We start from the raw sequence: 23,826 nt of genomic DNA on the forward strand, positions 1-23,826 counted from the left end.
AGTAAACTGATCACTGATAAGCTCGCCACTTCGCCACTTCCAAATTTATGTTTGTTGAGGGGGTTTAAGTAGTAATTGGATAGCCAAAAGAATTAAACCAATGGTGACAAAAATAAAAATAAAGGTTCCTAGAGAAGCTAAACCAAAAACTAAAGTCCGGACAGCGCTGCCAATTCTTAAGGCGATCGGACTGTGCGCCACCATTGGTTTTGAGTAAAAAGAATGACCGATCGCTGCTGTAAGATAATAGAGAATTGTCCCCAGTGCTGCCGAAATTGCCGCACCAACTAAACAGCGAGTAGGAGTAACTTTTTGGGTTTCTAATTCTGTGGTCATTACTTTTTAGTTCTCAAATATTGTCCAGCTTAAATTTTAATTCTTTTCCCCGACTAGGACCAAGGATCGAGGGCGGAGACAGAGAAAGGATCGTCTGAATCGGAGGAGACAATCAGATCCTGATTCGCGTCTAGTTCCTGTTTTAACTGTTCCCAATCGCCGGGGTCGGTTAACTCCTCATAAACAGGGGCAGCGGAAACGATCATTTCCTTGTCCGATGACCAGTTTCGGGAAGGAAGAACTGAATTAGTCAAATCAGGTAGCTCCTGGTCGATAATAGTCGGATTTGCGCTTTTAGGGGAATTTTTGGGCGAATTTAGGCTAATTTCTCGCTTTAGTGACTGTAATTCACCATTGAGAGCCTGTAATAACTGCTCGATCGCCTCGATTCTTCCGAAAACATCCAGAGGAATCTCAGGATTATTGGCAGCAGAGAGGGAGGGTAAAGTTAATTTATCGGCCATGACGCGGTCGATTTCCTCTAGGGTAGTATAACCTTGGCGGACTAATTCCAAACCGTAGGCGAGGAGAGACTTGAATCCTGCCTGTGTTGCCACTTTTTTGAGCATATCGGCGGGTTTATTCTCAGCGATGCAAGTTTTGAGGTCAGGGGTAATCGTAATCACTTCAAAGACCCCAATCTGGGACTGATAACCGATGCCGTGACAATGACGGCATAATTTCCCTTTTTCCCGCGCTTGGATGATTTCTTCGGCAGTGAGGGAATTAGCTTTATAAAAGCTGTATTGAGCAGCTTGGGCGGGAGAAAGACCAAATTTAGCTAATTCCTCCCTTTTTGGTTGATGTTTCAGCCGACAAACCTGACAAACCCGTCGCACCAGTCTTTGATTGATCACTCCAACTAGGGTATCGGCGACTAGGGCCGGCTCCGCTAATTGATTGAGGCGAGCGATCGCTGCAAAGGCACTATTGAGGGGTAAACTAGAAATAACTAAATGTCCTGTCAAAGCCGCTTCTAGGGCATGGGCAAGGGTGGAAGAATCCGCCAGACGATCGATGCCGATGATATCCACATCTTGATTCCGGAAAGAGGGCAAAATCGAGGCATAATCTTGACCTTGACCATCAGGGATTTCCACTTGGGTAATACCGTTAAGGCCGCGTTCGATCGAGGTTTCCACGGTGGCGATATTAACCTCGCCCTGGTTTCGATGGGCTAGTAGAGAATAGAAACTGGTAGAACAACCGCCTCCGGATGGTGCGGTGAGCAGAATCAACCCCGCTTGGCGCTCGATCATGGTGCGTACCAGTTTACAGGTTTCTTGGCTAGTAATCAACTCATCGAGGGGCCAAAGTGGGGATCGAGAATCAAAAACCCGCAAGAGAATTTTTTCCCCGTGTTGACTGGGTAGGGTGTGGAGACGAAAATCTATTTTGCGACCGGAAAAAGTTTTGGTCATTTTTCCCTGTTGAGGTCGCGATTTCTCGCTGACATCGAGGTTAGCCAGAATTTTTAACCGTGAGATAATCGCCGGGGTCGCTTCCCGAGAAATCGGTTCCCAGGCAGAACGCAGCAGACCATCTTGGCGAAAACGCACAGTTAATTGACTTTCTTGGGGTTCTAGGTGAATTTCCGTCGCTTTGCTTTCAATGGCTTGAACAAGGATATTATTAACGACACTGACGATCGTCCCTTGATTGGCCTGTTGAATTAGACCGAGATCCTCGTCGGCTAATTCGCGGTTGAGATGGGGGAGAGATGGTCCATCTTCAAAAATATCGGTTATGTCAACTATGGTCTTTAGATCCTGTTCTTGGGGAAGACGATGGCCAGATAAGGCTTCTTCTTGACGAGAACGATAGATTTCGACCAATTTCTGGTAATCTGCCCGGGCGATGACACGACGCTCAAACTGCAATTCTTTATCCCGGAGGATACGACGTAAATCATCGAGAATTTCCTGATTAGCGGGATCCACCATGGCTAGGTGAAGGACTTTGGGATCGGATTCTTGTTTTTGTAGGGGCAGGATCTGATAACGACGGCAAATTTCAAAGGGAAGGACTGTGCGAAACAGATTTTCGATTTCTATCCAGTCGATCGTCTCACTCTCCGGGTCAAGATATTCTAACCCATACTTGGCTTTTAGTTTTGACAGTTGTTCGAGTCGGTAGTATGCTAGTACCTCTTTGGGTAAAGGACGACCGGTGATCAGGGGTAAAATTGCCAGTAGAGATAAATGACTTTTCTGCTTCTGGATTATTGCCTTTTCTAGTTGCCCGATGGTAATATAACCCGATTGCACTAACTTTTGAGCAAAGGAAGGCAGCTTGGTCTGGGGGTTCTCGTTTGCTGATGACATGGAATAGAGCCAGTTAAGATTGTACAGCCCACTACATCTATATTATGCCCATTTTCTCACCGTAGCTAACAGACGGGCTATTTTTTGGAGGCAAGGGCTAACGGGCAATAGGCAGGAGAAAGAAAATTTATCGTCGGCTACTTAGCAAGGATTGATAGTGAACACTCATTATATATTAATAACTATAAATAAATATGAAGTAATTTAAGTTTCAAAGAGAATGAACCTGATCTTTTTTAGGATGGGGGTAAAACTGATTTTCAATTTCTCAGGTGGAAAGATGAACCCAGATTAAGCAGAAGTGTTGAATGTTAAGATTTTGAAGATCATGACCAAGTTATGTATTCGCTCTGATGATACGAAAAAGGACTGATTATTGACTCCATTCTCAATAGCGAATCTAATTTAGCACTGTAAAATACTGGTTTTGTGAAGTTTTATTGCAGGATTCAACACTTCTGCAGATTAAGCTATCTGAACGATAAGAGGACAAGGCAATGTTTGAAGATTTTAGCTATATTACCGATGAGGCTTTTTTAGAGAATTATTGGTGGGAAGAAAAAGTTATTTGTCCCCACTGCCAAGGCAAAGGAAGAATCCATCTAGAGACAGAGAATGAATCCATCCCCTGTAAATTCTGTGAAGGTCAAGGCATCATTAAACGAAAACAGGAGGAGACTAACTATCCCTAAAAATCTGTATAATTAGATACCATAAATTAAAAATCTTCTTGAGTTAAAACCTCGGGCTGACATTGTTTAATTTTGCTATTAATCCCCACGGCGGATTCTGATTGTAGGTCTTCGATATAACCGGATTGATGGGACAAAGCTTCCGAAAAACTCTCAAAAGGACCGAAATAATAGAGACATTTCGGCTGACTGGTAGTGATCTCTACCCACCAGGGTTGAGGGGGTGAAATAGGCTTGATGGAGACAGTTTCTGGGTCAAGAGGCTTAATACTGAGAATCTTGGCACCTTGGCGCAGGAGGCGCTGTGTTTCTTGACTCATGCGGCTTTTAGGTATTCGCAGGACTGTTCGGGAGAAGCGTTGAGGCAAAGAGCCAGAAGAACCCGAAAAAACAACTTCATAGAGAAATATTTGATTCTCTCCCTGATTATTAGCCTCTAGCATACAGAAAAGATTCTCTTTTTGGGGTAAGGGTTAAAAAACAGACGCTACTTTGAGCAGATGACTCAAGCAAAATCATCTCCTAACAGAGTAGCGCCTCTTGATACCATAGCATAGAGCGGCAAAAAGTTAAGTTTCGACCTACTCTCCCCTCACAGCATAGCTTAAGGGGAGATTCTTCCACAGGAAGAACCCGATAGAGTTCTTTTATTGAGCCATCCCAGAAGACATCTATGAGGATTTTTTCTCCCGTCAGTTTATTCAAGATGCTATAGCCGAATATAGCGTTTTTCAGTCTGCTGAGGTACAAAAGTTATGGGTTTTAGGCAAAAGGCAAGAGGCAAAAGGCAAAGGGGAAGAAAAACAGGTGTACCTTACTAGCTTAGGAAACGCTATATATAGCAGTTATCTTAATGGTCAGGTAGGAAGTTTTCGTTTTTTGGATTCGGTTGTCGGTCGTCGATGCCCAATCCTGTTATACTTCATCTTTATGAGAAATACTGTCAATAATATTGACAACAAATGGAGTTTTTTAACAAATATGCGGACACCAAAATTAAGCTTAGGAACCAGATTATTTTTATCCCATCTCCTCGTTATGGTGGTGGGATTAAGTAGCTTTATTATCATTGCTAAATTATCTTCTCCGCGAATGTTTGTTTTACGTTTGGAACAGTTAGAAAGGCAGGGATTTTTTACCGTGCGCTCGGCGAGAACTTTCTTGGTTAGGGGTTTTGAGACGGCTTGGGATAGTAGTGCTATTTGGTCATTTATTGCAGGAGGAAGTGCGGCTGGTTATCTGAGTTTTTTGGTTTCTCAACGCATTATGAAACCAGTAAAACAAATGAAACAAATCACTAAAAATTTTGCCGAAGGGGATTTATCGGCGCGAGTTCCAGAAAGCGAAATCCCAGAATTAAATCAATTAGCCATCAGTTTTAATCAGATGGCGATTAGTTTAGCCGATGTGGAAAAACGTCGCCAGGAATTAATCGGTGATCTTACCCACGAATTACGCACCCCTTTAACTGTGGTACGGGGATATCTGGAAGAATTAGCCGATGGTGCGATCGAACCTAATCCAGAACTTTATCAGAAATTAGTGAAAGAAACCCGCAGGTTAGAACGTTTAACCCACGATCTACAGGAGTTATCGCGAGCGGAATCTGGTTATCTCTCGATTAAACTACAACCTGTTAATTTATTAACTTTGTTAAATTCTCTTATCGAAAAATTTGCCGATCAATTATTAGAAGATGGACCGACTTTACAGTTAGATTGTCCCCCCAATTTACCATCTGTAATAGCCGATCCCGATCGCCTTGAACAAATTTTAGTTAATCTGCTCGGTAATGCCATTCGTTACACCGATCAGGGTGCAATTACCCTGCAAGTGACAAGGGACAAAAATCACCTACAAATTGCCGTTATCGATACGGGAATCGGTATCGCAGCAGAAGACTTACCCTTTATTTTCGAGCGCTTTTGGCGGGCCGATCGTTCTCGTTCCCGTTATTCTGGGGGTAGTGGTATCGGTTTAGCAATTACCCGTCGTTTAGTGGAATTACACCAAAGTCACATGGAGGTAGAAAGTGAATTAGGTAAAGGCAGCACTTTTCGTTTTTCCCTAGCAATATCTCCGAATTGGGAGTAGGGGTTTTTTCAGTGATCGGTAAACAGTAATCGGTAAGGGGATAGGGGAGAAGGGAGCGCCGGACTTGGGAGAGGCAGTTTGAGCATTTGTACTAAAATATCTAAGGGGTAGTTTAAATGCAGTGCAGCTGATAACGAGATGACTATTCAGGGGAAGACAAGTCGCGGAAAATCTGGCTGGCGATGGCTGCACTCCGGCGAATTTGTTCAATTTCGGAAAGACTTTGCCAATCTTCGGTTTCTATAGTGGTTTCGCTTTGGCCATTACGCATAGTATAGGCGTAGGGACGGGCAAAAACCTCTAAATCTTCTGGAGACCATTGGGGAAAAAGCTGGCTAAGACAAACAACAAGGCGATCAAAGTTATCTAATTGACTATTAACTAGATTTTCAGCACTTTCTACTAGACGATTTAAATGTTCGGCTGGCAGTAAAGAGGCAAATTTATCAAAGATATTAGACCGAGATGAAACGGAAACTGTCGGGAATTTTTGGTGTAAACTGCTAAAGAATCTATGAGCTTGTGCCTCGATCGCCGTCGCTTCTAGTCCTTCACACAGAGAAAAAGGCGTTTCCGTCACGTCTAAGGGATCATTACTCTCAACAGCGGTTACATCCCAGGGATAGGTGACTTCTTCTTCGATCAGGATTGCCAGAAGTTCCGCGGTAATCTGTTCGGATAGGGATAAATAGCCCATAAATAACACTCCATATTTGAGCCTTTGTGGTGTTCAACGAGTAACTACATCTCGGTTTTGACAATTCCCGAAGCTATGAACAGACTCCTAATGCCAGTCAGGCAAGAGGCACTCTTGCCATAGTAGCAATAATTAACCCCTGCATATTATTATTGATTACTTTTTGACTTTTGCCAGGGGTTGATGAGAAAAGTGACATCAACTTGTCAACGCCTGAATTTGGTTATTGGCTAACTGTTCTAGGTTAATCGATCTTAGCTCCTGAGCAATTGTACTAGGATAGATAGAATTGCTACGGCGTTTTATTGACTGGTGTGACTAGATGATTTTGCTAACTTTCTGCTGACATTTGGTCAATCGATCTACAGCCAAGAATATGCAGTGCGCTACTATCATGATGGTAAAGGCCTAGTTTTTCCCGATTGCGATCGACCTAATGGGACGGAATTTCTCTATCAAGGTTTTTGTATGGCGGCTTGTTATCAAACCTCCGATACAAGTATTAATAGTACGGCAATGCGGCGGCTGGTAGCAACCCACGGGATGCTTTTCTCTTTTTTATCCGTCTCGATTATTGCTATTATTTTGGGAATGATTGGTAATTTAATCTCAGCAAAAAAGATATTCTATTAAGGAAGTTATGGTTCATAAGAGCTTTCGTCAATGCCATAGCAATGAAATTAAATCTAGCACTTCTGACTTAATTTCCTCTCCTGTCTCAGTCTAGGTTCTCTGCACCTCACCCTGGGAAATTAATGTCTAAATATTACCAGAATACACACAGAAAAATCTGACTTAATCCTATGAAATTTGTACCAGTTGTCGATATTAATCAAAGATATTTAATGCTAACTACACCATCTAGAGCTAGAGGATGGATAAAAAAAATTGGGCATACTTTGCTAATATTTGTTGTAGTTTTACTACTGACTCTCACCTCTCCTCTTTTGGGAATAGCTCAAAATCCGACACAACCAGAAAACAAAATTGACGGCTTTCCAGTTATTTTAGATGGAAAACCCCTCTTTTTTATCCGACGGGGAGTTTCTTCATTTTCGGCGGAGGAGAGAGCTAACGCTATTACCCGGAGAATTGAAAGAATTGCTCAAAATGATTCTATTCCTATTGAGAACCTGACAATTGAGCAGATTCCCGATGATAACTCACTTTATTTAAGTGTAGATCAAGAAGTAATTCTAACGGTGACTGAGGGAGACGCAAAAGCCTATCGTTCAACGCCAGAAGTTTTAGCTCAACAAGCTTTACAAAAAATTCAGCTTGCTATCGCTCAATATCGCCAAGATCGAAAACCAGAACAACTACTTAAGAACATCATTTATACGGTTATAGCTAGTTTTGCTTTCTTGATTATTAGCTTTGCAGTTATCAAAATTTCAGGAAAACTATTTCCCTTTATTAGACGTTTAATTGAATCCTTGACACCGGGCATTCAAATCGGGAATGTTGAGTTCATATCTTCCTCTAAAATTAGCTTCTTTTGGCTGCGAGTTCTTCGGATAATTCGCTTCTTTGTTCTGTTTTTATTACTATTTAATTATGCTACATTTGTACTGCGTTTATTTCCCTGGACAAGAGTTTTTGGCGAGAGTATTTTAGGTTATTTTTATCAATCATTAGAACTGGTTTTATCCTCTATTGGCCAATATCTTCCCAATGCTTTTATTATTGCCATAATCATTTTTATAACCTACTACTTAATCCGGCTAATCAAGCCCTTTTTTGCGGCAATAGAAAGAGGAACTCTGGTTATTCCTGGTTTTTATACTGATTGGGCTAAACCTACTTACAATCTCCTATTAGTCATAATTATTGCCTTAGCAGCAATAGTGGCTTTTCCCTATTTGCCCGGTTTTGATTCCCCTGCTTTTCGAGGTGTTTCTGTTTTTATTGGTCTTCTTTTATCCCTTGGTTCTACGTCAGCGATTGCCAATGTTATTGGGGGAATTATTCTTATCTATACCCGGGCTTTTCGCATCGGAGATCACATTCAAGTAGGAGATGTAATTGGCGACCTAATTGAAAAAAACTTCCTAGTCATTCGCATTTGCACTCCCACTAATAAAATCATTACTATTCCTAACTCATCTTTATTAAGTAGTAATGTAATTAACTTTAGTATTTCCTCGCGGGAATTAAACAGACATCTAATTATTCAGACAACGATTACCCTAGGGTACGATCTGCCTTGGCGAAAAGCCCACAAAACTTTAATTGAAGCTGCTCTAGAAACCGAGCATATCCTCAAAGAACCCGCACCTTTTGTCCTGCAAACTAGCCTAGATAATTTCTACATCAGTTATCAATTAAACGCTTACACTAACCAACCCAATTTGATGGTAATAATTTATTCAGAACTCCATCAAAATATTCAAGATAAGTGTAATGAAGCCGGGATTGAGATTCTCTCTCCCAGTTACACCGCCCTACGAGATGGAAATACAACAACTATCCCCGAAAATTATTTACCTTCCGATTATGTTGCGCCTCCCTTTCGCGTTCAATCTTCAGACAATCAGGAAAACAACACATTATGATAGTAAATCCGTTTTTAAGCGCTCACTATTGGCGGATTATTAATATAATGTTAATTGAGCTTAGAAGGAGATATAGCAGTTTTCATCAGAATGAGGCATGGGCAAGGGGCTTAAACCCTTTGTTGGCAAAACTTGTCGATACGTCAGTAACGTGAAAAGCGCTATATAAGTGGCTTGCACATCGATTAGATTTTGCCATGCTGCTTTACTAGCGACTCTATAGTTACTAATTCTGTACGCAAATATTGCATCTAGAATTAGCTTTGTACGCTTTGACCCGTACTGGGTTAACTACGAACCTCTCTATCGGATTCCCGCTAAAGGCGGCCTCTCCGACTACCTTTCTTCCAATATTTAAGGAACCATTAATATCTGCTCCATAGAAATAACCCGACGAGCTTCTGAATAGTCCTCTTTTAATTCTCTTGCCTAAATAGCTTTTTTGCTTTTGAATAGACTCTAAGTCCAAGAAACTACATTTAGAGGTATAGCTTTCATTAGTTGTTTTGACCTCTATTCCTACTAAATTTGCTTTATAGGTAAGTTGTTCGATCAACCTTGAATGAGGAATATTTACGAATGACTGGTTATTTCTATCTCCAATATTAATGTTTTGTTTCCAGCCTTGATTATGACCAATAACTAAAAGGTTAAGTTGATGAGCTAGTAATTTATCAATAATATATTTACTAGCGGTGTGGAGGTAATAATCCACCTGGCAATTACGCTTTAAAGTTAAACCTTGTATTCTTTTACTGGTCTTCTGTAGACTGGGTAATTCCGATTTGAGTTTAGCTAGTGTCTTGTTGTACTTTTGATTGCAGGATTTTAAGGCTTTTCCACATACTAAAGTTGGCTGAAATTCGGGAATATTAGAGGTAACAGCAGCTAGGTTATTTAAGCCTAAATCGATAAAAGCATATCTTTCTCCCTCTTGACTTGATGAGGATGGTTGTTCATAGACAATCTCTAAACAATAAGCACCCAATTTAGGAATAATCCTGACCTCTAAGACTTCCTTTAAATTAGTTTTAAATTCTAAATTAGTCCCTGATAGCTTGATTAAACCTTGCTTCAACGCTTTTTTAGAAATGGCTTGATAGTTATAAGTTAAAACGTTTCTACCTTTTTCCTTGTCTTTGTATCTTGGCAACTTAGGCTCTCCTGTAAATTTATCTGGCGATTTTTTGTATTGTTCTTTCGCTTTTTGGTAGGATTTAAAGGTTTTTTCTACTTGCTTTAATACTAACTGACTTACTTTGGCGGGTAAGGCTTGATAATCTGGACTCATTTTTAAGGCATGATGTAACTCAGTCATTGTTAAAAATGGTTGATGTGAAAAGAAAACTTGACGGTTTAAATAAACAGCACAATTATACAGATTCTTCGATAAAAATCCTAATTTATCAATTACTGAATAATTTTTGTGATTAAATTTAATTAGATGTTTTTGAACTAATTTCATCATTCTCCTCAAGGCATTTAATTAAACATTCTGTCTTTCTATTTCGTTGTCTTAATGAGTATAATCGAGCGCAAAATGAGGTAATTATGCTCACGAAGTCTTGCCTTAAATCGTCTTTTCTTTCTTCTGCTAGATTCACGACCTCTATATCTCTATTTGTTTGAGTTAAAAGAACTTTCAGATAATTAAACCCTACTCTGCTTAAACGATCTTTATGTTCTACGACAATCAAATTATAATCAGTTTGTTCTAGAAGTTTTAATAATAGCTTTCGATGATCATTGACTCCACTTCCTACTTCTTTAACTACTCGAACAATTTGATAGCCTTTCGCAATACAATAAGCTTCCAATCTTTTTGCCTGAGTCTCTAAGTTAGATTTATTTTCTGAACTAGAAACTCGCGCATAAATAGCTACTTTATTTTCACCGCAAGAACGGTCATCTTCAAAAATAATAATTGTTCCTGTAGGAAGACGTTCTCCTTGTAACTGCCCTCGATTCCACATTCTCCAAGCAGTGTCATAACTGATCCCTTTTTCTTAGCATAATCTGATAGTTTTATATGAACTGCAACGTAAACTTGTACTAACCATATTAGCAGTTGTTTGCAGTCATTTGCATATATTTTTTACAAAACTTTACAATACCAATCATAGAGAGACTCGCAGGAATTAGCGTTGGTCATACAGAAATCGCGAAGTATTCGACGGCTAATTACCCGCATAATACAAACATACCTCTGGCAGTTTCTGTCAATAGCAATTATATCTCAATATCTAGGCTAACTCAAGCCGGCGGGCTGATTTGCTCACACTTTACATCGCGTAAAATGGTAGCACTTCCCACCAATGGTGACGTTTTCCCGCTTACCAATTCAGATAGGCTAAATTGAGAATATCAGGGGCATTTATGCCTAAAGGGAGAGAAAATGTATTAGGCTAAAAGCTGAAATATTTTGGCAAGATTTCTTTGAAGACCTCCTCAGCCTACTTATTGGTTTTCCACGGTAGTCGCGATCCGCGTCCAGCCATGGCGGTGACACAATTAGCAGCCTTAGTTCAAGAAAAAATTAGTCAACCCGCCGAAAGATTGGCGAGTAAATCGGAGTTTAGCCCATCTATAGCGGTTCTAGAAGCAGATAATCGGGTATTAGTAGGGACTGCCGCCCTAGAATTAGCGATAACACCTCTCAATCAACAAATAGAAGCTTTTGCCCAACAAGCACAAAGCCAAGGATGTAACCGGTTGCAGATTATCCCCCTGTTTCTCCTGTCGGGGGTTCACGTTAAAGAAGATATTCCCGCGGCCGTGGACAAAGTGCGATCGCCAATTAAGCTAGAGTTAAAGCCCCATTTAGGCAGTTATCAGGGCATAAAATCGCTGTTATCCCGACAATTTGCCGATTTAAGCCACCAAGACCGCATTTTACTGTCCCACGGTAGTCGTCGCCCCGGGGGTAATCGGGAAGTGGAAAATCTAGCGGCGTTTTCTGGGGCAATTACAGCTTATTGGTCGATAGAACCGAGTTTATCCCAACAAATCGAGATTTTAATCGCTCAAGGTAGCCAAAAAATCGCTATACTGCCCTATTTCCTCTTTGCCGGGGGAATTACGGATGCGATCGAAGCCCAAGTTTTTGACATATCACAAAAGCATCCAAATGTCAATATATTTTTAGGTAAATCTTTGGGAGCGACGGGGGAATTAGCCGAGATTATTGTTGAGGAAGGATGTAGATGAAGCGGGCAGCGATCGCTCTGGGCAGTAATTTAGGGGATTCAGCGACAATTTTAGGGCAAGCTTTAGGGGAATTAGAGCGAGTCAAAGGAATTAAACTAGAAGCTCATTCCCAATGGCATCAAACCGCGGCCGTCGGGCCGCCTCAGCCCGATTATCTCAACGGTTGCGCCATTGTGCAAGTGGATTTATCTCCCTTAGATTTACTGCATAAATTATTAGAAATCGAGCAGTTATTCGGCAGAGTCCGACGGGAAAGATGGGGACCGCGTACCCTCGATTTAGACTTAATATTTTATGATGACCTGATCTTAGAAACGCCCGAATTACAGATACCCCATCCCCGCTGCCGAGAACGGGCCTTTGTGCTGCTTCCCCTGGCAGAAATTGCCCCCGATTGGCCAGATCCCGTAACTGGAAAAACTATCCTTCAGCTATTGGGGCAATTGGGATTGGCGGAGTAGGATATTAGGTGTTAGGGTTTTAGTGGAAAACTTCCCTAGTTTCTTTTCATTGATTCCTGAAAAGTCTTCCCCTAACCCCAGATAACCTCATCTCAGTTACCGCCCCGAAACTCTACAATAAAGGCAGCAGCATCAATAAACAGTAAAAAAATCAACCGTGACCAAGACCCCATCGATCGAGGAAACTCATTACAATCAGGCTAAGGCTAGTTTACAACAGGCCTTAACTTGGTATGCCAGTTTTCGCCGCCATTGGAATTATCCCCCCGATCCCCAACTTCAGGCCGCCGTTAAACAAGATTTGCAGTCCTTAAAATCGGCCTTGGATAAACTGGATGAAACGGTGATTCGGGTGGCGGCCTTCGGGTTAGTCAGTCGCGGTAAATCCTCGGTGGTAAACGCTTTAGTCGGTCAAAAAGTCCTGACAACTGGCCCCCTGCACGGGGTGACACGCTGGCCGCGATCGGTGCGTTGGATCCCCGCCACGGGTAAAATTCAGATAGAATTAATCGATACTCCCGGATTGGATGAGATTGAAGGGGAAGCGCGGGCGAATATGGCCAGAGAAGTCGCTAAAAGTGCCGATTTGATTTTATTTATCGTTGCGGGGGATATTACCCGCACTGAATACGAGGCCTTAGGAGAATTGCGCCAGGCGAAAAAACCGATCATTTTGGTGTTTAATAAGATTGACCTCTATCCGGAGGCTGATCGCCGCCAGATTTTTCAGCAGTTACAGAGATTAGGAACCAATCGGAACGAAAAAACGTTAGAAGATTTGTTAACTAGCGATGAGATAGTTATGGTAGCCGCCGAACCGCAACCGATTCCCGTCCGGGTGGAATACCCCGATGGGCGCGTGGTGACTGAGTGGGAAACCCCTCCCCCCCAAATTGAGGAGCTGCAAGATAAACTCTTAACGATTTTAAATCGGGAAGGGCGATCACTGCTGGCCCTCAATGCTTTAGTGCAAGGGCAAGAAGCGGAGGAAAATATCGCTAGAAAAACCCTAGAACTGCGGGACAGTCAAGCGGAGGAAATTATCTGGCAATACGCGAAATATAAGGCTTTAGCGATTGCGGCTAATCCGATCGCTATTTTAGACCTCCTAGGGGCTTCAATCGTCGATTTGACTCTAGTTCGGGCTTTGGCTCGTTTGTACGGCTTGCCGATTACCAGTCACCAAGCTGGTCAACTCTGGCGGACTCTACTTTTGAGTAGTGCGGGGTTGCTGGTGGGGGAAATCCTCGGCACTGTGATTATCGGTTTGGGCAAAACGGCAGCGGCAGCGACGAGTATTTTTGAAAATCCCACCTCTTTAACCCTCTACGGTAGCACCGCTCTCCTACAGGGAGCAATTGCCGCTTATGGAACTTATATCATCGGGAAAGCCGCCAAAATCTATCTAGAACGCGGTTGTAGTTGGGGGGCATCCGGACCGAGTACGGTGATTAATCAAATTCTTGCTCAAGTTCATCCGCAAACTATTTTATCTCGTTTACGTCTAGAACTAGAACAGTGATTTTAAAGGAAAAAGGAAAAAAGGGAACAGTTATCAATTAAATATTTACTCCATTTACTCCTGATGACCGACTCCTGATTTTAGAAACTTAATTTTTGACAACGACAACTAGCTAGAAATATTGAGAGAAAATCATGTCTGCTGCCCATAAGTCCTATATTCCCGTTCCCGTTCCTCGCCAAAAAAGCCACCCGAGTCAACACCGTCCCCAGTCGCGGGTAACTTCCCCCAACCCCACTACTAAACCAGTTGCTCAATACTCCCCGACTCCCACCGTCAAACCAGCGACTAAATCGGTGGCGAGAGTTCCCGTTGCCCCGACACAAAAACAATTAGCCTCGCGTCAATTACGTTCTCTTTGCCTCCTAGAAAGAATAGTGGCCGTGATTACTTTTTGTCTGTTGGGTTCGACTCTGGGAATATATGCTTGGACGGTATATATTCCCAAGGTTTGGGACAAAGAATTTGGTAAACTGGAAACGCTGCAACGTCACGAGCGCCATCTTTTGGCCACCAATGAAACCCTTAAACATCAACTAGCTCAACAAGCAGAAAAACCCGAAACCGGATTGACTCATCCCCAACCCTTCCAAACTATCTTTTTACAGCGTAAATCTGCCCCGAACCTGAAACCTTCCCCCGCTTCTCCACCCCAATCTACCGTCAATTCTCGACCCAGAAGTGCCTATTAACAGTTAACAGTTATCAGTTATCAGTTATCAGTGGGTAAGTTAACAGTTATCAGATGTGAGTTTTTAAGTGTGCAGTATTAAATAGAAGTTTCCTGCTGTCTTTTTACTGATTACTGTTTACTGGTTACTGGTTACTGTTTACTGGTTACTGTTCACTGGTTACTGTTCACTGGTTACTGATTACTGATAAATGAAAGATACTGCTCATGACTGACACCAAAAGACCCGGATTTAGAGGTAAAAAAACTCGATCGCCCTCGGGCAGGATTCGGGACAGAAAGTCTTATTTAAACGACAAAAAACAGCAAAAACAGTTAAAAAGTTTGCCTTTGAGTAACGGGCGGTTGGTGGCGGTGTGGTTGATTTTAGTCATGGGTATTTTGGGTTTAGCTTGGCGATTGTACCAATTGCAAATAGTACAAGCACAGGAATTGCAAAAAAGAGCCAGACAACAGCAAACTACAAGTATTAGACCCTATATTCCCCGACGTGCGATCGTCGATAGTAATGGTAATGTTTTGGCGACTGATCGCTTAATTTATACTCTTTATGTACACCCAAAACTGTTTGCTATTCCGCCCGAAGAAGTGGCTGATAAATTAGCTCCTTTATTAAATATCCCTACTAATCAACTCATTCAAAAATTTAAAGAAAAAGAAACAGGAATTCGTTTAGCCAATCAATTAACTGAATCCGTGGCTAGGGGCTTAAAACAATTATCTCTTGACGGGGTAGAATTAGAGGAAAAATACGCTCGTTATTATCCCCAAGACGATGTAGCAGCCGACGTGATTGGCTATGTAGATAAAGAACATCGTGGGCAGGCAGGATTAGAACGAGGTTCCAGTCAGTTATTAGAAAGAGATCCTTTTTCTGTCAATACAAGACGCATGGGAGACGGGCGAATTTTACCAGCTTTTGTTCCTGATGGTGTCTTTCAGTTTGATGAATTACAGTTAGAAGTAACCCTCGATTTAAAACTACAAAGAGCCGCCAGGACAGCCCTACGAGAACAGCTAAAAAAATTTAATGCTAAACGGGGGGCTGTCATCGTCATGGACTCCCTTGATGGTTCTCTTTTAGCCCTAGTTTGTGAGCCAACTTTTAACCCCAATGAATACTATAAAGCCAATGTGGCTCTATTTAAAAATTGGACCGTAGCCGATCAGTACGAACCGGGGTCAACTTTTAAACCAATTATTATCGCCCTGGCCATGGAAGCGGGGGCAATTCAAGCTAATACAGTAGTCAATGATCCGGGGGCAATTACTGTCGGCCCCTGGACGATTAAAAATGCCTCTAAACAGGGTTATGGGGCGCTAGATATGGCCAGAGTTCTGCAAACCTCTAGTAACGTGGCCATGGTGCAAATTGCCCAAAAAATGGGGCGAGTTGATTTCTATAAAAGTTTATTAGGATTGGAAATAAATCAAAGGGTTGGCGTAGATTTACCCGGAGAAGTGGCAGGATATCTCAAACCCGAACAAGAATTTCTGGATAATGCCATTGAATCAGCCACCGCTTCCTTTGGTCAAGGTTTATCCCTAACGCCTTTGAAATTAGTACAGATGCACGGTGCGCTGGCCAATGGTGGCACCCTGGTGACTCCCCATGTGATCAAAGGATTAGCCGACGACCGCGGCCGTTTGCACTGGCAGCCCGATTATCCCAGCAAAAAAGTCTTTTCTCCCACCGTGGCCCGGCAAGTGGTGGAAATGATGGAAACCGTCGTCAGCAAGGGGACGGGGGTAGCAGCCCAAATCCCTGGTTATCGCATCGGAGGCAAAACGGGAACCGCACAAAAAGCCAGTCCGACGGGGGGTTATCTACCTAACGCCAAAATTACCAGTTTTGTCGCGATTTTACCGATCGAATCGCCCCGTTATGTGGTTTTGGTGGTGGTGGATGAACCCAAGGGGGCGAATACTTTTGGTTCCACCGTTGCCGCTCCCGTGGCAAAAACGGTGATGAATACGCTCATTTCCCTTAAAGGTATCCCCCCCACCTCTAAGGTTGTTCCGGCGGGTTCTGCGACCAATAAACCCCCGCGGCACGATTAATTTAAGTGTTGAGGAGAAAAGCCGCTAAATTGTCTGGTAACTCCGATTCTACATGGGGCTTAATTATTTTGGGCCTTGCCGATTTCAGGGCCGATTGGGGAGTCGGTAGTCGGTCAAAGAGGCCCACTCTAACGCGGTAAACAGCCTCAACTCTGGCCAGTATTGGAGCGGGTGTAGGGGTTCCAAGTTCCTAACTCCCGGGAGGAACGACCACAGAGATAAGAGCGCTCTAAATCGCTCAATCCTTCCACCTGACTGAAATCGGCCCCTTCTAAATTCTGGATCTGTTCTAGAATTGCACCGGTTAAGTCCGCACCTCGCAGATCCGCAAACTGTAACTCGACCCCAACTAAACGAGCGTCACGCAAAAAAGCTCCAGTTAAGGACGCTCTTTGCAAGTTAGCTCCACTTAAGGCCGCAGCTGCCAGATTTGCACCGGTTAAGTCGGCCCCGCTTAAATAAGCTCCCCGGAGATTAGCACCACTGAGGTCGGCAAATCTAAGATTAGCATTATTGAGATAAGCACCGGTTAAATTGGCTTTTGGTCCGATTGCTCCCGAATTTTTATAATCATAAGACCTCTTGCATAAATCCGAAAACAAACGATAGAAACAATAATGGGAGGGACTTTCAGTTAATTATTTATTAGTAGTTGATAATCTTCAAAAATGTTGCTGTACAAGGATCGACTTAAGACTTTTGCAAGAGGTCTATTTCTTAAAACTGCCCGGTTGCTAAAATTGTAGGGTGAGCCTGATTAGTCGGGGAAAATTGACCAATATTCGTATGGGGAGTTACCAACTAATGCTTACTTCTCTTAATCGCATTTTCTCGCCTATAGTATCTGGCGTTTTGTATACCATAATTATCTCTAGTTGTCAAGGTTCAAATGTATTAACTTCGGCGAATAATTCCCAGACAAATCAATGGCAAAAAGTGACCGTAATCGAGGGTTTAGAGCATCCCTGGTCGATGGTTTGGCTACCTAAGGGGGAAATCCTGATCACAGAGCGCCCCGGTCGTTTAAGGGTGGTTAGAGAGGGTAAACTAGAACCAAAAGCCATCGCTGGAGTTCCCGAAGTTTTTGCCGTCGGACAAGGAGGATTGCTCGATGTGGCAATTCATCCCCAATTTACCCAAAATCGCTGGATTTATCTAACTTATGCCCACGGAGACCAGGAGGCTAATCGTACCCGCGTCGCTCGTGCGGTTTATGATGGTGCAAGTTTGCGAGATGTGCGGGTTATTTTTGAAGTTTCCCAGGCAAAAACTGGCTCTCAACACTTCGGTTCGCGGTTATTATGGCTACCAGATGGCACTTTATTGGTAGCGATTGGGGACGGGGGTAATCCTCCCCTACAATTAGCGGGAGATTTAATTAGAAAACAGGCCCAAAATCGGCAAAGTCATTTAGGTAAAATTATCCGCATCAATGACGATGGTTCTATACCGAAAGATAATCCTTTTGCGGGTTCTAAAATTTGGAGTTATGGCCATCGGAATATTCAAGGAATCAGCTTCGATCCGATGACTAAACGAGTCTGGGCAACCGAACACGGAGCGAAAGGAGGGGATGAATTAAATTTAATTGAAAAGGGCAAAAATTACGGTTGGCCATTGGTTTCTGCCAGTCAAGAGTACGGCACTAATACCCCAGTTTCCAGCGAAGAATCGCGCCCCGGTCTGATTGATCCGAAAACAATTTGGACACCTGCGATCGCTCCTTCAGGATTGGTCTTTTATACCGGTAATCGCTTTCCTGATTGGCAGGGAAATTTATTCGCTGGTGGTTTAGTTTCCAGGGATATTCGTCGTCTGTCAGTGGATAAATCGGGTGAAATTATCAATCAAGAAGCGATTCCCATCGGTCAGAGGGTGCGGGATGTGCGTCAAAGTCCCGATGGATTTTTATACCTGCTCACCGATGAAGGTAACGGTCAATTAATTCGCCTTGAACCACCATCTAATTTGTAAAAGTTCACAGAAATTATTATGGAAACCTTGAAGATTTTTTAGCGACTTCTAGTATAGTTATGTTTGTACGGGAGCAAGCACTCGATTTATGAAGAAAATTTTACAGTTAGTGGGACTAGGTTGTATATTACCTATGTTCCTCGCTAGTGCAAGTTTAGCGGAAACAGTGGTGGAAAAAGTGGCTCGCACGGGGTTTTTGACCGTAGGAACCCGTTTTGATGCGATTCCCTACTCCTACGTCAATGAGAAGGGGGAATTAGTCGGCTATTCTATGGATGTGTTGGAACGAATTAGAAAACGATTGCAAACTCGTCTCGGTCGTCCCGTCACCCTGCAAATGATTGAAGCTAACCAACCCGGAGAGAAAATTAATCTCATTCGTAGCGGGGAAATCGATATCGCTTGTAGTACGGCTTTTACTTGGGAAAGGGCGAAAGTTGTCGATTTTTCCATCAGTTACAGCATTTCTGGGATTAGGATTTTAGCCAAAAAAGGTAGCAATCTCTCCACTCCTCAATCCCTAATCGGTAAACGCATCGCCTTGGTTCCCACTTCTGCGGCCGTGGATGTGATTAAATTAGTACAACCGCAAGCGACAATTGTTACCACCTACAGCACCGTAGAAGAAGCCCTCGAAGCTTTAAAAACCGGTAAAATTGACGCCATAGCGGGGGATAGCATCTCTTTAGCGGGAACAATCCTCAGAGATAACCCTAAAATCTACGAAATCGTCCCCGAAGAAGCTTTAGCTAATTTTGGCATCGCTTGCATGGTTCCCGAAAATAACTCTACTTTTTTGGATGATGTCAACTATGCCATTGTTAAAATGATGCAGGATTACATCACCAATGATACGGCCACCGTTAGTCAAATCGATCGCTGGTTCGGTAGTCAAGGCATGGTTCCCATCCCCCCAGAATTATTAAAGGGGTTTTTTGCCTTCAAAGTTATCGAACACGCCCAAATTAATCCCCAAGAAGCCAAATAGGAGCAGAAATTCAGGTGAATATCAGCAATAAAACCGGTTTAGTCGGCTTTCTTCTCGCTTTATCTGCTTTCGGTCTGACTAGCACCGCTCAGGCCGCCTCAGACGAGGGTAATCCCATTGAAGCGCGTTTAAGTCGTCTATCTAGCGCTGTACGCGAACGAGTTAACCAACTGCCAGAAGGTACTGCCGATCCTAGTTTACAAGCTTTAGGCTGGGGAGATGGTGGCAATCGCGGTTGGGGGAATAGTCGTGTCGGTGGTTGGGTAGATGGTCGCGGTGGTAGTTTTGTTAATGGGCGGCCCTGGCGCAATGGTTGGTCTGACGGTGGTGGTTTCTTTAATTCCCGACCGCGCTGGGGTAATGGTGGCGGTTTCTTAAATCGTTGGTAAGTAAGGTTGGGTGAGGCGATAACTTTATCCTCGTCCCCACCCTGGTTTGACGATGAAATCTAGGGTTTATAACTGGGAAAATCGATATAACCTTCCTTGTCAAAAGAATACCAATCCTTCATCTCAGCATCGGGATTAAGGGGCCAATTATTGGCGAATCTTTCCACCAAATCGGGATTACTGATATAGGGGCGACCGAAAGCAATTAAATCTGCATCTCCTAACTGAATAGCGGCCTCAGCAGTTTCTTTTGTATAACCACAATTGCCGATTAAAGCACTATTAAAAACAGCCCGAAACTCAGATAAAAGCATCGGTTGACCCTTTTCATGAAACCCAAAAGCCAAGCCATCTAGCAGATGCAAATAAGCTAAATTGTACTCATTTAATCTTTGGGCAACATAGAGAAAAGTTTCTCGAAAATCCTCGGAACCCATGTCATTATAAACGCCATTGGGAGACAGACGCACCCCCACCCGATGACTGGGAAAAACAGTTAAAATTGCCTCGACTACTTCCTGTAAAAAACGATAGCGATTTTCCAAACTGCCACCGTACTTATCCTGACGCTGATTAGTGGCCGATTGTAGAAAAGTATCGATTAAATAACCATTAGCCCCGTGAATTTCTATGCCATCAAACCCCGCTAATTTTGCCCTCTGAGCGGCTTGGCGGTAATCGGCGACAATTGCGGGGATTTCCTCGGTTTCTAAGGCTCTAGGGGTCTCGTAGGGCTGTTTGCCTATGGGTGTATGCAACTCCCCCTTAATCTTAATTGCGGAAGGGGCAACCGGTAAAGCCCCATTTTCCTGAAAACTCGGATGAGAAGCGCGACCACAGTGCCACAATTGACAAAACATTGGTGTTCCTTTTCTTTGGGCGATTTTTGTCACCATTTGCCATGCTTGCACTTGTTCATCGGTGTAGATACCGGGGGTATTTTGCCAACCGTTAGCTTGGGGAGAAATTACCGTCGCTTCTGTAATCATTAATCCCGCACTGGCCCTTTGCCGGTAATACTCGGCCATTATCTCATTGGCCAGACGTTTTTCTCCGGCTCGCGCTCGCGTCATGGGAGCAAGCACAAGACGATTTTCTAAGTTTAAATCTCCCAATTTAAATTGACTTAAAAGAGTCAGGGAAGTAGTGAAGGCAGTCATCGAATTTGCCGATAGAGAATTTAGGTTAATTTTACCGCAATTATTTAAAACCAGACAATCGCACCTAAGTATCATTGACTGTCTCTCTGCGAGATTGTCCCTCTCCTAAGCTAGGATAATTAATCGGATTAACTAGCTGAATATATAGCGTTTCCTAAGCTAGTGAGGTACACCTGTTTTTCTTCCCCTTTGCCTTTTGCCTCTTGCATGAGTGCCTAAAACCCATAACTTTTGTACCTCAGCAGACTGAAAAACGCTATAATTGATATTGGTGATAAATTTGACTATAATTACCAGTTATTTAATTTATTCATCGTCCAAAATTAAAGAGACATAAACTATATTTTATGGTGGTTGAGTCATGATAAATTTCTTGGCAACTTCGGTGGCAATTTTGGCATCAGAAATATTGCTTAAATCTCAAGAGATAGGAACCTTAACTATCCGATCACCCCAATAATACCATAGATACATCTGTCCCAACTTATGTATGAGGGGACTACCCCCATTCCATCACCTCCTTGACCATTTCTCTCAAGTCATCCTTCTTGGTTTTTCCCTCCCACTTGTCATAAACTAAACTTATACCAATATGGGTGGTGAATCATTTTATCTAAAAAAACTGTCAGTAGAAAAGGAGCGAACCGTCAGTTAATTAGACCCGTTATTGCAGAGATTTTGGCAAATTTTTCTTTTTAGCATGGTTTTCCTGATTTGAGATTATCCCCCCTTACTTTAAGTAAAGGGGGAAAAAAAAATCAATTGGCACGCTGTTCAACCAACAGTTGGTAAGCATGATTAAAATCAGCCGTTGTAATGCGAATATCAGCCGGGTCAGTCATTCCCTGATGGCGATAACGACGAATTGCCATCAGTGCCGCTTGGTTACATAATAAAGCTAAATCTGCACCATTCCAGCCTTCGGTTGCCTCGGCCCAATGGCCTAAATCCACATCCTCTAAAGGACGTTCATCATTATGAACCCCCAGAATTGCTAAACGACTGGAGGCATTCGGTAAATCAACTTTTAACTGTAAATCTAACCGTCCCGCTCGCAATAAGGCTGGATCTAAGGCATCGGGGCGATTAGTGGCTCCAATCACTAAAATCGTTGCCCCCGTTTGCAACCCATCTAACTCCGTGAGGATTTGTCCCACAACCCGGTCACTCACTCCCGAATCCCCACTATAACGACCTCTTGCCGGCGCTAAAGTATCAATTTCATCAATAAAAACCACACAAGGTGCTGCCTGACGAGCTTTGGCAAACAACTCACGCACTGCCTGTTCACTGGCCCCCACCCATTTACTCAAAAGCTCAGGTCCATTAATACTAATAAAATTAGCTCGCGCCTGAGATGCAACCGCTTTGGCCAATAAGGTTTTTCCCGTTCCGGGGGGACCCCAAAGTAAAATACCTTTGGGAGCTTGGGCTTTGGTTTGCGTATATAATTGCGGATGGAGTAATGCTCCTTCCACGGACTCCTGTAGGGTTTGTTTAATCTGTTCAAGTCCGCCAATATTGTCCCAGTCCACATGGGGAGATTCCACCTCCACAGACCGCAATACCGCCGGTTTAACTTCTTTAAGGGCTTGCAAAAAGTCGGCTTGCACCACCGTCATTGTTTCGGGAATTTGCGAGTCAATCGTAGGAACCTGTCGTCGCAAAGCACTATAGGCCGCTTTCTGGCAAACGGCTTTTAAATCTGACCCGACAAATCCCACCGCATTATCGGCAATCAGAGCTAAGGAAACTGATTCATCTAGGGGCATGGAACGGGTGAGAATTTGCAGGATTTCTAAACGACCAGCCCGGTCAGGCACCCGAAAGAGGACTTCTCGGTCAAACCGTCCGGGGCGGCGGAGGGCAGGGTCAAGATGGTCGGGACGGTTTGTCGCCGCTAGAACAATCACCCCTTGACTTTGGGCAAAGCCATCCATTAAACCGAGCAATTGGGCCACCAGTCTTTTTTCTACTTCCCCTTCAACTTTACTGCGGTCGGGTGCCATGCTATCAATTTCGTCGATAAAAACGATACAAGGCGCATTCTTACTGGCTTTCTCAAAAATTCCCCGGAGTTTTTGCTCGGCTTCCCCATAATATTTGCTGATCACCTCTGGTCCGACTAAGGCAATATAGTTAACACCGAGTTCTTCGGCCAAAGCACGGGCAGTCAGGGTTTTCCCGGTTCCAGGCGGTCCGACTAAGAGAACGCCGCGAGTGGGTTCAAGTCCTAACTTGGCCAACAAGTCCGGGCGTTTCAGAGGAATGGCAATTAGTTCCTTGAGTTCTTTAATCACTTCCGTCAAGCCACCAACATCTTTCAGAGAAGCCGTGGTCGGTTCTTCGGGCGGTGTCACACTGTCTTCAACCCCTGAATCGGTGGGGGATGACCGATTGCGATTGACCTCAAAATCATCCCCACCAGAATTGTTCGGGCGATAAACTCCCCCTGGACGGGGAATACCGCCAGCGCGGGGAATGTTACTCAAGGGACGAGAGTTAAATTGCACTTCGGTTTTAATTTCCCCTTTTTCCAGTTTCTCTTCTAAGGTCTTAGCGAGTTCTACTAATTGCTCAAAGCCTTTGAATAATTCTACCATAAAATTTCTCCTGAATCAATTGAAGGATGGGGACTGGGTAATAGATGAGGTTGAGAAGTCCGACTTGAGCAG

General features: G+C 43.3%; 19 protein-coding genes and 2 pseudogenes. 12 read left to right on the forward strand and 9 right to left on the reverse strand.

Annotated features, from left to right (window positions below; all coding sequences use genetic code 11):
• Positions 1-45: 45 nt before the first annotated feature.
• Together myaer_RS12215 and myaer_RS12220 are read right to left on the reverse strand one after the other, a co-directional pair.
• Complete coding sequence (locus myaer_RS12215) at positions 46-336, reverse strand: DUF3082 domain-containing protein (protein ID WP_046662291.1); 291 nt, start codon at positions 334-336, stop codon at positions 46-48.
• A 53-nt stretch (positions 337-389) separates the two neighbouring features.
• On the reverse strand, positions 390-2,660 hold the full coding sequence (locus myaer_RS12220; RefSeq protein WP_046662292.1) for a GspE/PulE family protein: 2,271 nt from the start codon (positions 2,658-2,660) through the stop codon (positions 390-392).
• Between the two features lie 497 nt (positions 2,661-3,157).
• Here myaer_RS12220 and myaer_RS12225 point away from each other — a divergent pair, with 497 nt between their 5' ends.
• A complete protein-coding gene (locus myaer_RS12225) occupies positions 3,158-3,352 on the forward strand; it encodes a hypothetical protein (protein WP_046662293.1) in 195 nt (64 codons plus the stop codon).
• Positions 3,353-3,378: 26 nt separating this feature from the next.
• On the opposite strand, the gene myaer_RS12230 is transcribed toward myaer_RS12225, so the two are convergent.
• Entirely contained in the window at positions 3,379-3,795 is a 417-nt protein-coding gene (locus myaer_RS12230) for a DUF1816 domain-containing protein (protein WP_046662294.1), read from the reverse strand.
• A 538-nt stretch (positions 3,796-4,333) separates the two neighbouring features.
• On the opposite strand from myaer_RS12230, the gene myaer_RS12235 reads away from it, so the two are divergent.
• Positions 4,334-5,446: a sensor histidine kinase gene (locus myaer_RS12235; protein ID WP_046662295.1), complete on the forward strand. Its 1,113-nt coding sequence runs from the start codon at positions 4,334-4,336 to the stop codon at positions 5,444-5,446.
• 142 nt (positions 5,447-5,588) lie between these two features.
• Here myaer_RS12235 and myaer_RS12240 read toward each other — a convergent pair whose 3' ends face one another.
• Complete coding sequence (locus myaer_RS12240) at positions 5,589-6,143, reverse strand: hypothetical protein (protein WP_046662296.1); 555 nt, start codon at positions 6,141-6,143, stop codon at positions 5,589-5,591.
• A gap of 360 nt (positions 6,144-6,503) precedes the next feature.
• Here myaer_RS12240 and myaer_RS12245 point away from each other — a divergent pair, with 360 nt between their 5' ends.
• Both myaer_RS12245 and myaer_RS12250 read left to right on the forward strand, forming a co-directional pair.
• Positions 6,504-6,776 carry a DUF1345 domain-containing protein gene (locus myaer_RS12245; protein WP_268807330.1) on the forward strand — a complete coding sequence of 91 codons (273 nt, stop codon included), beginning with the start codon at positions 6,504-6,506 and terminating at the stop codon, positions 6,774-6,776.
• 170 nt (positions 6,777-6,946) lie between these two features.
• Positions 6,947-8,698, forward strand: coding sequence for a mechanosensitive ion channel family protein (locus myaer_RS12250; protein ID WP_174236821.1), 1,752 nt, complete (start codon positions 6,947-6,949; stop codon positions 8,696-8,698).
• Positions 8,699-8,924: 226 nt separating this feature from the next.
• Here the strand turns inward: myaer_RS12250 and myaer_RS12255 are convergent, their stop codons facing one another.
• Together myaer_RS12255 and myaer_RS12260 are read right to left on the reverse strand one after the other, a co-directional pair.
• A complete protein-coding gene (locus myaer_RS12255; RefSeq protein WP_046662298.1) occupies positions 8,925-10,163 on the reverse strand; it encodes an RNA-guided endonuclease InsQ/TnpB family protein in 1,239 nt (412 codons plus the stop codon).
• Positions 10,135-10,727: pseudogene (locus myaer_RS12260) on the reverse strand (IS607 family transposase). Before myaer_RS12260 ends, myaer_RS12255 begins: the two are co-directional and overlap by 29 nt.
• A 467-nt stretch (positions 10,728-11,194) precedes the next feature.
• Between myaer_RS12260 and myaer_RS12270 the strand changes: the two are divergent.
• The 5 genes from myaer_RS12270 (at position 11,195) to myaer_RS12290 (ending at position 16,640) form a co-directional block, all read left to right on the forward strand.
• Positions 11,195-11,905, forward strand: coding sequence for a sirohydrochlorin chelatase (locus myaer_RS12270; RefSeq protein ID WP_046663745.1), 711 nt, complete (start codon positions 11,195-11,197; stop codon positions 11,903-11,905).
• Complete coding sequence (gene folK / locus myaer_RS12275) at positions 11,902-12,366, forward strand: 2-amino-4-hydroxy-6-hydroxymethyldihydropteridine diphosphokinase (RefSeq protein ID WP_046662299.1); 465 nt, start codon at positions 11,902-11,904, stop codon at positions 12,364-12,366. Before myaer_RS12270 ends, folK begins: the two co-directional genes overlap by 4 nt.
• A 157-nt stretch (positions 12,367-12,523) precedes the next feature.
• A complete protein-coding gene (locus myaer_RS12280; RefSeq protein ID WP_046662300.1) occupies positions 12,524-13,888 on the forward strand; it encodes a GTP-binding protein in 1,365 nt (454 codons plus the stop codon).
• 134 nt (positions 13,889-14,022) lie between these two features.
• Complete coding sequence (locus tag myaer_RS12285; protein ID WP_046662301.1) at positions 14,023-14,580, forward strand: hypothetical protein; 558 nt, start codon at positions 14,023-14,025, stop codon at positions 14,578-14,580.
• A 206-nt stretch (positions 14,581-14,786) separates the two neighbouring features.
• Complete coding sequence (locus tag myaer_RS12290) at positions 14,787-16,640, forward strand: peptidoglycan D,D-transpeptidase FtsI family protein (RefSeq protein WP_046662302.1); 1,854 nt, start codon at positions 14,787-14,789, stop codon at positions 16,638-16,640.
• A 146-nt stretch (positions 16,641-16,786) separates the two neighbouring features.
• Here myaer_RS12290 and myaer_RS12295 read toward each other — a convergent pair.
• Positions 16,787-17,215 (reverse strand): annotated as a pseudogene (locus myaer_RS12295) (pentapeptide repeat-containing protein); the annotation flags it as partial.
• Between the two features lie 229 nt (positions 17,216-17,444).
• Here myaer_RS12295 and myaer_RS12300 point away from each other — a divergent pair.
• The 3 genes from myaer_RS12300 to grrA all read left to right on the forward strand — a co-directional run bounded on the left by myaer_RS12300 (position 17,445) and on the right by grrA (position 19,991).
• Positions 17,445-18,614: a PQQ-dependent sugar dehydrogenase gene (locus myaer_RS12300; protein WP_046663749.1), complete on the forward strand. Its 1,170-nt coding sequence runs from the start codon at positions 17,445-17,447 to the stop codon at positions 18,612-18,614.
• 88 nt (positions 18,615-18,702) lie between these two features.
• Positions 18,703-19,602 (forward strand): extracellular substrate binding-like orphan protein GrrP, encoded by a 900-nt coding sequence (gene grrP / locus myaer_RS12305; RefSeq protein WP_046662303.1) that lies wholly within the window; start codon positions 18,703-18,705, stop codon positions 19,600-19,602.
• Between the two features lie 14 nt (positions 19,603-19,616).
• Positions 19,617-19,991 carry a GrrA/OscA1 family cyclophane-containing rSAM-modified RiPP gene (grrA, locus tag myaer_RS12310; RefSeq protein ID WP_046662304.1) on the forward strand — a complete coding sequence of 125 codons (375 nt, stop codon included), beginning with the start codon at positions 19,617-19,619 and terminating at the stop codon, positions 19,989-19,991.
• 59 nt (positions 19,992-20,050) lie between these two features.
• On the opposite strand, the gene myaer_RS12315 is transcribed toward grrA, so the two are convergent.
• Together myaer_RS12315 and myaer_RS12320 are read right to left on the reverse strand one after the other, a co-directional pair.
• Positions 20,051-21,151 carry an alkene reductase gene (locus tag myaer_RS12315; RefSeq protein ID WP_046662305.1) on the reverse strand — a complete coding sequence of 367 codons (1,101 nt, stop codon included), beginning with the start codon at positions 21,149-21,151 and terminating at the stop codon, positions 20,051-20,053.
• Between the two features lie 758 nt (positions 21,152-21,909).
• The gene (locus myaer_RS12320; RefSeq protein WP_046662306.1) at positions 21,910-23,754 is read right to left on the reverse strand and encodes an AAA family ATPase; all 1,845 of its coding nucleotides are present in this window, start codon (positions 23,752-23,754) and stop codon (positions 21,910-21,912) included.
• Positions 23,755-23,826: the final 72 nt, after the last annotated feature.

This window comes from Microcystis aeruginosa NIES-2549, assembly GCF_000981785.2.
In the GTDB taxonomy this organism is placed as follows: domain Bacteria; phylum Cyanobacteriota; class Cyanobacteriia; order Cyanobacteriales; family Microcystaceae; genus Microcystis; species Microcystis aeruginosa_C.